Genomic DNA, 13,548 nt, shown 5'->3' with positions numbered 1-13,548 from the left:
AAACTGAATTCCATAAGACTTCTGAATCAAACCTCTATTTAAAAAAGCTATCAAAGATAGGAAATATGACATAACAGGAAGCGTTTTCAACATTAATTTTCATGCAGTATTACTACATAACATTCCGGATAAAACCAAAAAAATGATTAATTTATTTTCAAAATAACGCGAATTGTATAACCTTCAACCTCTCTGCATAAAGTCAGCAAAGCAAAAACACCCTCCCGAATGGGGAGGGTCTAAACAACGTTTTTTAGACCTTAAACTGCGAAACCTTTTCCATCAGACTTTCCGTGCCAGCTTTAATTTCATACATCTGGGCGACGATTCCGCCGGAGCGTTCGATAATGCCTTCTGTTTTGCCAGCGATGCTTTCGGCCCCTGAAGCGCCTTCTCCGGTCGCAATCGTCGTTTCGTGAATTGCGCTCAGCATGTTCTGAATGGAGGCAAGTAGCTGCTGCGACGTCGCGCTAAAATCGGTAGCGAGCGTCTCCAGATAAGCGGCGTCCTCGCTGTAGCGCTCACCTGTCTCAAGCATGTCCTCGTAATCCGGCAAAACCTCGCGCTCCATGAAAGCGAGAATATGCTCCGACGCCGAAACAAGCTCAGCTACAGCTGTCGTAACACTAGCCGTCACAGTTTGAATTTCCGCTACAGATTGGCTGGAATGCTCCGCCAGCTTGCGGATTTCTCCAGCTACAACCGCAAAGCCGCGGCCCGCTTCTCCGGCGCGCGCGGCCTCAATGGAAGCATTAAGCGACAGCAGATTCGTCTGGGATGCGATGCCCAGAATTGAAGACGCCAGCTGATTAATCTGCTCGATTGAAGCGGATTGCTGGATTGCGTCGCGCAGTCTTTCACCCGCTGCGCCATACATGCGCTCCGCTTCCTGGCGCGATTGCAGCGCCTCCTCCTTCAGCCGCAAAGCTCTTCCGTTGATTCCAACGGCCGTTTCCGCGCCTTCTTGAGCTTTGCGGGCGATGCTTTGCACAGCGGATTCAATCTCAATGGTAGACGCGTTCATTTCCTGCATCGAGGCTGCAGTCTGCTCCAATCCGGCTGACAGCTGCTCCGTCGTAGCTGAAATGTCTCCAATATTTTCGTCCAAGCCGGATACACTCTGCTCGGTGTACGCTATCGCTTCGGAAATGCTGCGCGAGTTAAACTTAATGTTCCCGATCAGCTGCTGCTGCGTCGCAATCAGATCGTTGAAGCCGTCAATCAGCATCGCGATTTCCCCGGTATCCTTATGTTCAACCCGCGTTGATAAATCTCCGTCCCGCGCCCGCTGAAAAGCGGCCGTAAGCACCGGAATCTGCTTGAGAAGCTTCGTTGTAATGGCGTACAGCACGATGGATAGGAGCAAAATAAACGCCGCGACAGAAATGACAAAAATCGTCTCAAACGCTCTTAGCTCCTTTTCTGCTACGAATGCCGGAACGACGAGGCCGACCGACCATCGTCCCTGGAGCACTTCATCGTAAGATACATACTGTTTCTCCCCGTCAAGCTGTTTGCTCACACTGCTGGAATCGCCACTAAGCATGCTTTCGCCAATTTCGGTCCAGCTGCCTCCCAGCTCGGTAATCTTTTTCGTCATCCGGTACTCTTCGTTTGGATGGTAGATAAACATGCCTTTGTTATCGACCAAGACCGCATATCCGGCGCCTCTGTAGTTGAAAGAGCTAAGCTGCTCTCCCAAACGGTCAATAGCGATATCCGCCAATGCGGCGCCAAGCAGCTCTCCATCTTTGTTTTTAATGGGGCTGCTGACCGTAATGACCAGTTTGCCGGTATTTTCGTCCTCGTACGGCTCGGAAATCGTCAATCCTTCATTTTTTAGCGTATCAATGTACCAGGTCCGCTCTTTCATGCTGTAGCCGTCGGCCAATTTCATCTCTTCGCTGCCCAAAAGCCAGTTTGCGCCGTCCAGCGCCACATAGGTATGAAGGATATCGGGGTTGTCCTCCTCGATAAGACCGAGCGTCTCCATCGTTTCCTTGTACCCCGGCGTTGTCCGCACTTTATCCGTCGAATTGGCGTTTTCCATGTAGTTTAAAATGAACACATTTCCTTTAATCCGCTCTATGGCTTCCCCGGCCGGAGCGGCTAAGGCGTTCACCTGCCCAGCAATCTCTCTTTTTTCATAGTAGAGCGCATCGTTTACATTTCGGGTAATCGTCTGCTGAGCATTATAGTAAATGACAAACGAGACGCCTATGAATATCACCAAGGTCGAAGCAACCGCACCTATGACCAGCTTGCCCCGCAAGCCCGTGTTGAGGACCCGGTTTTTCGCTTTGGCGGCTAAACTTTTTATTTTTTGAAACAACCTAAACCCTCCTTCGACATATTTCTACTCTGCATGACATTTTTCGGCAAGGAGGAGGGTTAGCTTAAGGAGATTTTGAAATATTTTTGAACTTCATTGAAAATACATTGTTATCGAGATCAGGTTGAGATATTGATATCGCTTACATAATGGAATGCCGGGAAAGTGTTTTTTGGTTAGCTGGAACATGATGCCTGCCAGACTAAAGCTATGGCAGGTATGTTAAGCGCTTTACTATGTCGAAGAGATGGAAATCGAGTAGGATGGGGCGCCAAGCCCCCGACCTCTCACACCACCGTATGTACCGTTCGGTATACGGCGGTTCATGTCCTATTCCGCAATTGATCGTATCTGTCCTCGCATTTCCCCACTCATAAGCTTTCTGTTTCGGTACTCCCATCGACAACAGTTTTCTAACCTTCGTCTTTGGTCGCTTCCATTGCTTCCAAACACACATCCGAAGCCTTCTTCTTGTCCATTCATCCAACTCTCGGAACACGCTTTTCGTATCTGTCAGGGCATAATAACCGCACCAACCTGTCAGATATTGATTTAACTCCTTTATTCGCATCTCGATTGGGATCGCTTTGCTGCGTGAGGAACTTTCGTTTCCATGTTGAGCCATAACCGAATGGAGAGCAGCGTCAAAAAAGCCTTGAACATGCTCGCTGTTTTTTCATAGCGTGTAGCCAAGCGTCGATAGTTCTTTACCTCTTTTTTTGTGTATAAAATTTTATTAAAAGGCGATATATCCATAAATTCGTCATTATTATCAAAATAAAAAAATTCACACTCCGTAATCATTAGTGGAGTGTGAATTTTTATAATCATGTCAGTTTTTTACCTAAACCACAACAACATCCAGTCCCGCCTCGCGCAGCGCCGCTGCGCTTTCCGGCGTGATCCGATCGTCGGTGATAAGCGCGCCGACCTGGCTCAAGCTGCCGAACCGCGTAAACGACTGCAGGCCAAGCTTGCTGGCATCAGCCAGCAGGAACACCTCGTCGGCCATCCGCAGCATCTGCCCTTTCACCCTGGCCTGAAGCTCGTTCGACTCGCTCAGTCCCCGCTCCGCATGCAGCCCTTTGCAGGAAAGAAAGGCCTTGTCGACGTGATACTCCTCCAGGGAGCGCTCCGCCGACGGGCCGACGTAGCTGAGCGAGCCGCGCGACAGCTGGCCGCCCGTGGAGATGACCTGAATCTGCTCCTTCGAGGCAAGCTCAAGCGCCACCTTGGCGGAGTTAGTCAGTACGGTCAGCGGCATATCCGGCAGTTCCCGGGCCATATACCACGCCGTTGAGCTGGCATCCAGCAAAATGCGCTCGCGCGGCTGCACCCGCCGCGCCGCTTCCGCCGCAATGCGCCGTTTTTGAGCCGCAAAGGTCACCTCACGCTCTGCAAACGGCACTTCCGGCTGCGTCTCGCGCACGCTCATCGCGCCTCCGTGGGAACGGCGCAGCCTTCCTTCCTGCTCCAGCCGGTCGAGATCCCGGCGGATCGTCTCCTCCGTCACCCGGCACAGCTCGCTCAGCTCGGTTACCCGAATGCTGCCGCGCTCGTTGACGAGCTGCACAATCTGCTCATAGCGCTCTGCCGCCAGCATATTCCTTTCCTCCTGTTCCTTTAAAGCGTCTGCTGCTTTTGTCCGGCGCTGTCCTTCATGCGCAGGAATCGTCCGTAGTCATCCGACGCCCTGCCGTCTGCGGACGGCTCGTATTCTACAATGTCAAACGAGCTGCGGATGACGCGGCGCGCCTCCCGCAAGCCGGAAAGCTCGCCGCCGGCAATCCACTGCACCGCCAGGTTGCCGATGGCGCTGCCTTCCGCAGGCCCCGCCCATACCGGCAAACCAAGGCTGTTCGCCGTCCACTGGCAAAGCAGCCGGTTCTGGATGCCGCCGCCGACCATATGCAGCCCGTTGAAGCGGCGTCCGCTCACCTGCTGCACCTGTTCGAAGATATACCGATATTGTAAAGCCAAGCTTTCCAGAATACAACGCGCATACCCGCCATAACCTTGCGGCTCCGGCTGGCCGGTCTCGCGGCAGTAGTCGCGAATGCGCGGAGTCATCGCCCCGGCGTGAAGAAAGCGAATGTCGTCCGGATCGATGAGCGGACCGCCGGCAGGCAGAGCCTGCGCTTCCTGCAGCAGCTCGGCGTAATCCGGACAATGACCTTCGCGCTCCCACTCGCGGCGCGTTTCTTCCAGAATCCACAGCCCCATAATATTTTTAAGCAGCCGCCACGTGCCTTCCACGCCGCCTTCGTTCGTAAAATTATACCGCAAAGCCTCGTCGCTCAGCACCGGCTCCGGCACTTCCGTGCCCATGAGCGACCAGGTCCCGCAGCTCAAATAGGCAAAGCTCTCCTCCAGCGCCGGAACGGCAACAACGGCGGATGCCGTATCATGCTCGGCGGCGCAGAGCACCTGCACGGACGCGCTCAATCCAAGCTCAGCGCAAACCGCTTCGGAAAGTGTGCCCGCCGCATCCCCGGGCTGGGCCAGCGGCGCGAACAGCCGCACCGGCACTCCGGCTGCCTTGAGCAAATCGTTGTCCCAGCGGCGGGTCGCCGGGTCCAGCAGGCCGGTCGTCGTTGCGTTGGTGAACTCCTGCCGCTTCTCTCCGGTCAGGAAGTAGCGAAGCAGATCCGGGATCATCAGCAGCGTCTGAGCCTGCTTCAGCTGCGGCGATTTCTGCTCCGACATCGCGGCGAGCTGATAGATCGTATTAAACGGCAGAAACTGCAGCCCGCTGCGGCTGAACAGCCATTCGTCCCCGTACTGGGAGCGCATCCGTTCCATGACGCCGTCCGTGCGCCGGTCCCGGTAATGAACGGGATTGCCGAGCAGCTCGCCGTCCGCTCCGAGCAGGCCGAAGTCTACCGCCCAGGAATCAATGGCCAGGCTTGCCGGCTCCGCGCCGCCGTTATGCCGCTTCGCCTGCAGCAGCCCTTGCTTGATTTCATGCAGCAGCCGCAAAATATCCCAGTGCAGGCGCGGACCGGCCTGAACCGGCTGATTCGGAAACCGGTGCACCTCCTCCAGCTCGATGCCCCGGTCTCCGAGCCGCCCCAGAACGGCGCGGCCGCTGCCCGCTCCCAGATCAAAGGCTAAACGCGCCGTCATACGCGTGCTTCCTCGCCGCGGGGGAGCTGAACCTCCTGCTCATACGCTTTAACATCCGACAGCCAATCCTCGCGGGCCGGCACGCCGTTCTGCTCGCAGTAGTAATCCCACACAGCTCCGAACGGATAGGACTTGAACTCCTCCGCCAAAGCGAGGCGGGTTGTATAATCCCCGGAAAGCTCCGCTTCGCGAAGCGCTTGAACCGGCTCCAGCAGTGCGCGCAGAAGCGCTTTCAACGTGCTGCGCGTGCCGATTACCCAAGCCGCAACGCGGTTAATGCTGCCATCGAAGAAATCGAGGCCGATATGCGTGCGTCCCAGCAGCTGTCCGCGCACCAGCTCGCGGCCGATTTCCAGCAGCTCATCGTCCAGAATGACGACATGGTCGCTGTCCCATCTCATCGGACGGCTCACATGCAGCAGAATGCCAGGCGCAAACAGCGACAGCGCACTCAGCTTGTTCGAAATCGGCTCCGTCGGATGGAAATGCCCGGAATCGAGGCAGATCAGCTTGTTATTTTGCAGCCCGTAACCCATGTAGAACTCATGCGAGCCGACGACGTAAGCCTCCGAGCCGATGCCGAACAGCTTGCTCTCCACCGCATCCAGGTTAAACGCCTCGTCCAGCTGCTCCGCGAACACCTCATCCAGCGACTCCTTCAAACGAACGCGCGGAGCGAGACGGTCTGCCGGAATATCCTTGTAGCCGTCCGGAATCCAGACGTTTGTCACGCATGGCTGGCCGAGCGATTCGCCAAAATAAGCGCCGATGCGGCGGGAAGCCTTGCAATGATCGATCCAGAACTGCCGGATAGCGGGATCGGAATGGCTCAGCGTGAAGCCGTCATCTGCTTTGGGATGCGAGAAGCAGGTCGGATTGAAATCAAGGCCGAGCCCTTTTTGCGCTGCCCAGTCAACCCATGCCTGAAAATGACGCGGCTCCAGCTCGTCCAGGTCAACTTTTTCGGAGGTATCGGCGTAGATCGCATGAAGGTTGACCTTATGCTTGCCCGGGATGAGCGAAAAAGCTTTGTCCAAATCGCTGCGCAGCTCCTGCGGCGTACGGGCTGCACCAGGGTATGAACCTGTAACGGAAATGCCGCCGGACAGCTCCTGCTCCTTGAAAAGGAATCCGCGCACGTCGTCGCCTTGCCAGCAGTGGACGGACAGCTTGATGCGGGACAGCTCCTCCAGCACCGCGTCGGTATCAATACCATGCGCGGCATATTGCTTCCGCGCCAGTTCATAAGCTTCTTGAATGATTGGTTTCAAGCGGCTTCAGCCTCCTTGATCGGGTATGGGAATTGGGTTTTGAGCAGCTGCGCTCCCGGTAACCGGCCGCCTGCCTGCCAGCGCAAATGGCGCCGCTGCAAGCAGCCGGAACGGGAGCGTCGAGATGCCGAATTGAAAGGGCGGACGCTGCGGCCCGCCGCCTGTTGTTGAGCTTGAAATTGGCGGGTGTTAAAGCCCGCAGACGGTTTATCGCGTAAATGCCGCCGGAACGCCGCCGTCAATTGTCAGCATGCAGCCGGTCGTTTTGGCCGAACGGGCCGAAGCGAAAAAGACGATGCCTTCCGCGATATCACGCGGATAAATGTTCACCAGCAGCGTCGTGCGCTTGCGGTAATATTCCTCCAGCTGGTCCGGCTCGATGCCGTAAGCAGCCGCGCGCTCCTCGCGCCAGGAAGAATTCCAGATCGCCGAGCCCTGGAGGATGGCGTCAGGAAGAATTGTGTTTACGCGGATGCCCAGCTCGCCGCCCTCTGCCGCGATGCAGCGTGCCAGATGCGCCTCAAGCGCTTTGGCCGCACTGTAGGCGGAGGCGTTTTTGCCGGCGTAGACGGAGTTTTTGGAGCCGACGAACACCATGCTGCCGCCGCGCCCCTGATCCTTCATTTGACGGAACGCCTCGCGGGCGACGAGGAAATAACCAGTGCCAAGCACGTTCAGGTTCAGATTCCATTCCTTGAGCGTCGTCTCGGCAAAGGGACTGGAGGTTGCGAGTCCGGCATTGTTGACGATAATATCTACGCCGCCGTAAGCCAAAGCCGCCTCGGCAAAGGCTGCCGCAACCTGCTCTTCGCTGGTGACGTCCATTTTGACTGCGATTGCGCGGCCTTCTCCGAAACGGGCAACGATGTCGTCCGCAACTTTCTGTGCGCCCTCCAGGTTAAGGTCGGCCAGCACGAGATGCGCGCCGCCTTCGGCGAAACGGCGGGCAGTCTCGCTGCCGATGCCGCCTGCGCCGCCGGTAATAAAGGCGATTTGGCGCGAAAATTCCGCTTCCGCAGGAGCGAGCGACAGCTTATACAGCTCAAGCGGCCAGTATTCGACGTTGTAGGATTCATTTTCGCTCAAGGATACAAATTGTCCAAGCGCTGTTGCGCCGCGCATAACCGCGACCGCCCGATGGTACAAAGCGCCGCTGACGCGGGAGTTGACTTCGCTTTTGCCCGTGTTCACCATGCCGACGCCCGGAATGAGAATGACGCGCGGCGCAGCCTCGAAGCGTGTGTCGCCCTCGTTGCGGTTGCGCTCGAAGTACGCCTTGTAGTTCTCCTTGTACGCCTCAATTCCTTCCTGCAGGCGGGTTTTTAGGCCGTCGGTATCAGACGCGTCCGGCGTCCAGTCCACGAGCAGCGGCACAACTTTTGTATGCACCAGATGATCCGGGCAAGCTGCGCCGACCTGCGACAGCTGCGGCGCGTCCGCGCCTCCGGCGAAGGCGAGAATGTCGTCTCCGTCGTCAAACGTAAGCACCATGCGCTTCTCATCGCTTACGGCTCCGCGAATGAGCGGCATGACGGCTGCGGCGATGCGGCGGCGTTCCTCTGCGGGCAGCGGGGCATGTTTCAAGCCGCCGAACAGCTTCGCTTCGTCAACACGCGCCTCAATGAACGCTTCCGCTTCTTTAATAATGCGGATCGTCTGCGCGTAACACTCCTCCTGCGTTTCTCCCCACGTAACGAGCCCGTGTTTTTCCATCAGCACCAGCTCTGCGTTCGGGTTGGCGCGCACGCCGTCGGCGATCATTTTGGAGAGCGAGAAGCCCGGACGGATGTAAGGCACCCACACGAAGCGGTCGCCGAAAATGTCCCGCGCCAGATCGCGGCCATTGTCCGCGCAGCAGAGCGAAATAATCGCATCGGGATGAGTGTGGTCCACATGCTTGAACGGCAGAAACGCGTGCAGCAGCGTCTCGATAGACGCGCGCGGATGGCGCGAATCGATCATGCAGTTAGCAAGGTAAGCGACCATATCCTCATCGCTCATCTCATCGCGCTCGATCAGCGGGCGCACGTCGTCAAGGCGCAGTCCCGTGAAGTTGCCTGCTTTCATCGTCGCCAGGTCGGAGCCGCTGCCTTTAACGTACATCACCTCAACCTCACGGCCGCGGAAGTCGGTTACAACCGTCTTCGTCGACGTGTTGCCGCCGCCCCAGTTGCATACCGAGCGGTCTGCGCCGATCAGATTTGAGCGGTAAACGAGTCCCGCCAGCCCTTCGAGCGGAGAGCCTGCGTTGTCAGCCGCCTTTTGCGCGTCCTGTTGTTGCCATAAGCTTTGCACCATGTTGAACTTCCTCCGATTTTGTTTGAATGATAGTCTGAAACGGAAATGAGTGCGTATAACCATGTTTGAATTTGCTTGATCTCACTATATCATGTTTGAATTTATTTGAATATCTGTTTTTAAGTTTGAATTTATGTGGTGTAAAAAAGCTCCGCCGCTATTTCAACGCTGACGAGCGGATAAATCCGTCTAAACGCTGTTATAGCGGTGGAGCCAGTGAAAGTGCTGGGCCTTATCTCGGCCCAGCAGTGAGCGAGCGGAAGACAACGGATTGTTTTCGGCGGTTTTCGGTTTTGCAGAAGCCCGTTAGCAATGCTCGTTCGTGTAACGCAACGGAGTGACGCTATTGGCCTATTTTTGCCGCATGAAATATTTTAGCGCAACTGAGACGCGTTATTCGCGGGTTTTCGGTGCTATTTGGAGTCAAAAGTGAGGAATAACGCCGCTCAGTTGCGTTACAGTTTGAAAAACTGCAAATCGGAGCAAAATCGCCCCCGGCCGCCATATGCAGCAACAGCATGCTCCATCTTGCTGCTAACCATCAAGTTACCTCGGCTCTGTCCGTCCATCTCACTGCTAACCATCACGTTACTTCGGCTCCATCCGTTTCATCTAACGACGCCCCAACGTTTATCTCCCCATGAACGCAGAGAGTAAAGGCAAACACAATACATCAGCGCATTAATCATCCCGCATAAAGGCATGAACAACTCCGAAAGCCCCAGGTCAAAATCACCGCTCGTAGCATTTCCTTCATCCATAGCAGTTGAGTACGCGGCAACAAGCAGCCAGCCCGCCGCCCCGTGCAGCAGCAGGGACAGAAAAAAGCGGCCTCTCCGCATCCGCCTTAAAGCAAGCTCAAGTATCAACGACGCAGGAAAACCGATCATCGCAACGCCAATCCAGCTAAATATCAACACAAAAATGTACATGTAAATACTCATGAAGAATAACGAGATGATACCAGCGCTTAAAATTGGCGCTATGAGGACCGCAAGCAGCGTTGAGATGACTAAAACCTTCATTGTATAGTGCGGTTGGATGCTGCATTCAGGCCTAGTGTCAGGTTTCATCCTGAATTGCGTGCCATGCTCAGCATCAGGATCGTCACTAAGCTCACCTCCAGATTGCGCTCTAAGTTCCATATTCGTCTGCGATCCAGTTTGGATATCAAAATCCGCGTCAATTTGCCCTGCAGATTCCGTACCAGGCTGCCCTCCAGCCCCCATGCCAGCTTGCATATCCGTCTTTGTCCCAGGCTCCCGGCCTGATTCCGTGCCAGTTCTTTTCTCTCTCATAACTCCCCATCCTTCCCCGTTCCTCGAACGTCGCACCCCTACTTTAATTCCAGAACGGCAGAACAGCACAGTACGCTCTTTTATAGGCCCTCCCCGAAGTGAGAACAGTCACATCGCGGCTGAAGGCCATTTGCTACAGTAAGGGCAAACGGGAGGAGGGAAGTATCATGGATCAAAACGACATCTTAGCGCCGGAAACTGCGCCCGGCAACTCGTCCGTCTTTTCCGCCGACAGCTTCAGCAAGCTGTCGGCGCTCATGCGCAAACACCGGATTGCTGAGGGAAGCCCAATTTTCTGGGAAGGTGAAGCGGCCGAGTACTGGTATTATCTAGAGCATGGGCATGTTAAAGGCACCAAATCGAGTGCGGAGGGCAGAGAATTTACAATGTACCGCTACAAACAAGGGGATTTTTTCGGCCAGCTCGGCTTTGACGGCGAACCGGTCCAGAATTTTAGCGCCATCGCCGCTACAGATTGCGTCATCAGCTTCCTGCCGCGCGGCGAGCTGGAGTTCGCGCTTTGGCGCTTCGGCAATCTGGCGCTGGAATGCATCGGTTGGATGAGCCAGATGAACCGCCTTACGCAAACGAAGCTGCGCGATCTGATGCTGTACGGCAAACCCGGCGCGCTTTGCTCCACGCTGATTCGCATGGCCAATACGTACGGAATTTCATGTGAGGACGGTACTTTAATCGGTCAAAAGGTAACTAACAGCGAGCTGGCGGACAGCATCGGCGCGGCACGCGAAAGCGTTAACCGGATGCTCGCCGACTTCCGCCACGCAGGCGCAGTGTCCATGCGGCAAGGGCATATCGTCATCCATGACCTAAACTACCTGATGCAGCAATGCCATTGCGAGAATTGCCCGAAGGAAATATGCCGGGTGTAACCTTACTAAAAATGCGGCAAGCCCCTTGTGGGACTGCCGCATTTTTGACCGACAACCGTTACCTTAAAACTCTTTCGCCATCTCCGAAGCCTGCTGCAGCGCTCTATCTTTGATTTCCTGCGCTTGCTCTTTATACTGCGCCATGCCTTCCACATAGATGCTTTGGAAATCCTCAATGCCAAGAAGCTTCAAAGCCGCTTTCAAGTAATGGCTGCTAAAGTTCAGCTCCTGATGCTTTCCATGCGACAACACGGTCCCGGAGGCTTGAATCTGAACAACCTTTTTTCCGGCAACCGCCCCAACTAAACCGTCCAGTCCTCTAAGGCCGTTATCGGCATGCATGATCGTCATACCGGGCACAGTAATCAAATCAAGATATGCCTTCAACACCGGCGGAAATAACAGATTCCATACCGGGTTCGCGATAACGATTTTATCCGCCGCGACGAATTGCTCGACCAGCCCCCATGCGCGAACGGATTTTGCCTTAGCCTCGGGGCTTAGCTCATCAAAGGACGGACCGCTTGGCGGCTGCCCCCAACGTTGCAGAAGATCGGCGTCTAGTTGCGGAATATCGGATTTATACAAGTCCAAATGTACAATTGTATCTTCCGGATTAAAATCGCGGTAAGTCTTCATAAATTGCCGGCTTACAGAGAGGCTAAACGTATCGGCCTCAAACGGATGAGCGGTTACATAAAGCAATGTTGTCATTTAAATTACCTCTGCTTTCATTGTTTGATTTGGGTTACACGGTGTTGCCTTGATCGAGTTGACAGGCATCAGAGCATCCCATTAAAATGATAGAGACAGGTCTGTATCATATTCCATAACGAAATAATACAGACAGGTCTGTACCGTGTCAACTCATTTTTATTTTGAGGAGGGTAATTATGACCAAAAAAGAATCCGCCAAGGAGCGGATTTTAGGGGTAGCCTCCGAGCTATTTTATACGGAGGGTATACGCGCTGTTGGAATTGACCGGATTATTGCGGAATCGGGAGTTGCCAAAGCCAGCTTTTACCGGAACTTTGCAACAAAAGATGATCTGGTTGTTGCCTTTCTGGAGCAGCGCCAGCTGCGCAGCCTGTCCAAAATTGAGGAGGCCAGAAAGCTTTACCCGGAGGAGCCGGTCAAGCAGCTTCATTTTCTCGTCAAAGTGTTGTCGGCAAGCATCCGGCAGCCCGAGTTTCGCGGATGCCCTTTCACGAATACGCTGCTTGAGTTCCCTGACTCCGCTCATCCCGGACACCGGACAGCTTTGCAATGCCGCGTAGATCATGAGACGGAAGTTTCCGAGATTGCCCGGCAAGCCAAGGCGAGGAATCCGGAGGCTTTAGCGGCGCAGCTGGAAATGCTTTACGGCGGCGCGATTGTGGACGCCTATATCCGCAAGCCGTCATCGGACAACGATAATTTTTATAACGCGGCTATGGTATTGATTGAATCTCAGTTGACCTAAACAAAAACGGCAGATTCCACCGGGGATCTGCCGTTTTTTCCAGTCATTATTTGCGGCCGTTAACCGCCTTCTCAGCCGCCTCAACGGTATGTTTAAGCAGCGTCGCAATCGTCACGGGGCCGACTCCGTTTACAATAAAGTCCGCTCGTTTGCCTACTCCTTCACGACAAGCCCAAATATGCCCGCTACTATAAAAGCCTGCTCCCGCGAAATGATGCAGCCCCGCAAATCCTCCGGCCTTGCCGCCAGGCTGTTGAATTCGCAATCGCTTAAGTCTATGCCCTTCAGCTCCGTGCCGAGCTGGGCCCGGTCAAGCTTGCAGCGGTGAAACTCCGTTTTGGACAGCTTGGACATGCCAAAATCGGAGCTGTTCATGGAGCTGTCCGCATAAACGATCCCTTTGGCCGTGGAGGCCCGAAAGTTCGCGTAATCGAGCAGGCAGTCCTCAAACAAAATATTGCGGAGCGTACAATCGCTCAGATCGACGCCGAGCATTTTGCAGGAACGGAACTCCGCCCGGTGAATAACCGCCCCGCTAAGGTCCACATTGGACAGATCGCATTTCTCAAAAACGACGTCGGTCAGCTCAATTTCCTGCAGCTTCACGGATGAGAACGTAACATGGCGGAATTTCACACCGTCAAAAACAACTCTGGACGCTTCCAGCTCCTCAATCCGCTGCTCCTCAACCAATCCCGACTCAAACATTTCTCTCGTGCCGAATGCCGCAGGAAGCGTCAGCTCGGACAGCTCTCCCGGCAGCCTCGGCGTTTCCAGCTTTAATCTTTTGCGTCCCTCGCTCATTTCAATCCCTACTCTCTAATCAGGTTCAGGTGTTACGATCCCAGTCTCTTTTGGAAGATTCGACGT

10 protein-coding genes and 1 pseudogene are annotated in these 13,548 nt (G+C 54.8%); 2 read left to right on the top strand and 9 right to left on the bottom strand.

All coding sequences use genetic code 11. From position 1 onward, the window contains the following. Positions 1-253 precede the first annotated feature (253 nt). The 7 genes and pseudogenes from M3223_RS14790 to M3223_RS14760 all read right to left on the bottom strand — a co-directional run bounded on the left by M3223_RS14790 (position 254) and on the right by M3223_RS14760 (position 10,325). The gene (locus M3223_RS14790) at positions 254-2,332 is read right to left on the bottom strand and encodes a methyl-accepting chemotaxis protein (protein WP_251562762.1); all 2,079 of its coding nucleotides are present in this window, start codon (positions 2,330-2,332) and stop codon (positions 254-256) included. Positions 2,333-2,687: 355 nt separating this feature from the next. Continuing rightward, a pseudogene (locus M3223_RS14785) lies at positions 2,688-2,933 on the bottom strand (group II intron maturase-specific domain-containing protein); the annotation flags it as partial. A gap of 243 nt (positions 2,934-3,176) precedes the next feature. Then, positions 3,177-3,935 carry a DeoR/GlpR family DNA-binding transcription regulator gene (locus M3223_RS14780; protein ID WP_251562760.1) on the bottom strand — a complete coding sequence of 253 codons (759 nt, stop codon included), beginning with the start codon at positions 3,933-3,935 and terminating at the stop codon, positions 3,177-3,179. 20 nt (positions 3,936-3,955) lie between these two features. Next, positions 3,956-5,458, bottom strand: coding sequence for a rhamnulokinase (locus M3223_RS14775; RefSeq protein WP_251562758.1), 1,503 nt, complete (start codon positions 5,456-5,458; stop codon positions 3,956-3,958). Further along, on the bottom strand, positions 5,455-6,729 hold the full coding sequence (rhaA, locus tag M3223_RS14770; protein WP_251562756.1) for an L-rhamnose isomerase: 1,275 nt from the start codon (positions 6,727-6,729) through the stop codon (positions 5,455-5,457). Before rhaA ends, M3223_RS14775 begins: the two co-directional genes overlap by 4 nt. Positions 6,730-6,936: 207 nt before the next feature. Further along, entirely contained in the window at positions 6,937-9,027 is a 2,091-nt protein-coding gene (locus M3223_RS14765; protein WP_251562754.1) for a bifunctional aldolase/short-chain dehydrogenase, read from the bottom strand. 608 nt (positions 9,028-9,635) lie between these two features. Next, a complete protein-coding gene (locus tag M3223_RS14760) occupies positions 9,636-10,325 on the bottom strand; it encodes a hypothetical protein (RefSeq protein ID WP_251562752.1) in 690 nt (229 codons plus the stop codon). Between the two features lie 167 nt (positions 10,326-10,492). Here M3223_RS14760 and M3223_RS14755 point away from each other — a divergent pair, with 167 nt between their 5' ends. Next, positions 10,493-11,215 carry a Crp/Fnr family transcriptional regulator gene (locus tag M3223_RS14755; protein ID WP_251562750.1) on the top strand — a complete coding sequence of 241 codons (723 nt, stop codon included), beginning with the start codon at positions 10,493-10,495 and terminating at the stop codon, positions 11,213-11,215. 63 nt (positions 11,216-11,278) lie between these two features. On the opposite strand, the gene M3223_RS14750 is transcribed toward M3223_RS14755, so the two are convergent. Then, positions 11,279-11,929 carry an FMN-dependent NADH-azoreductase gene (locus M3223_RS14750; RefSeq protein WP_251562748.1) on the bottom strand — a complete coding sequence of 217 codons (651 nt, stop codon included), beginning with the start codon at positions 11,927-11,929 and terminating at the stop codon, positions 11,279-11,281. A gap of 179 nt (positions 11,930-12,108) precedes the next feature. On the opposite strand from M3223_RS14750, the gene M3223_RS14745 reads away from it, so the two are divergent. Then, on the top strand, positions 12,109-12,678 hold the full coding sequence (locus tag M3223_RS14745) for a TetR/AcrR family transcriptional regulator (RefSeq protein WP_251562746.1): 570 nt from the start codon (positions 12,109-12,111) through the stop codon (positions 12,676-12,678). A gap of 153 nt (positions 12,679-12,831) precedes the next feature. Here M3223_RS14745 and M3223_RS14740 read toward each other — a convergent pair whose 3' ends face one another. Then, complete coding sequence (locus tag M3223_RS14740; RefSeq protein ID WP_251562744.1) at positions 12,832-13,482, bottom strand: pentapeptide repeat-containing protein; 651 nt, start codon at positions 13,480-13,482, stop codon at positions 12,832-12,834. Positions 13,483-13,548 lie beyond the last annotated feature (66 nt).

Source organism: Paenibacillus pasadenensis (genome assembly GCF_023715725.1).
Classification (GTDB): Bacteria; Bacillota; Bacilli; order Paenibacillales; family Paenibacillaceae; genus Paenibacillus_O; species Paenibacillus_O pasadenensis_A.
This window is presented reverse-complemented; position numbering and strand designations above follow the sequence as displayed.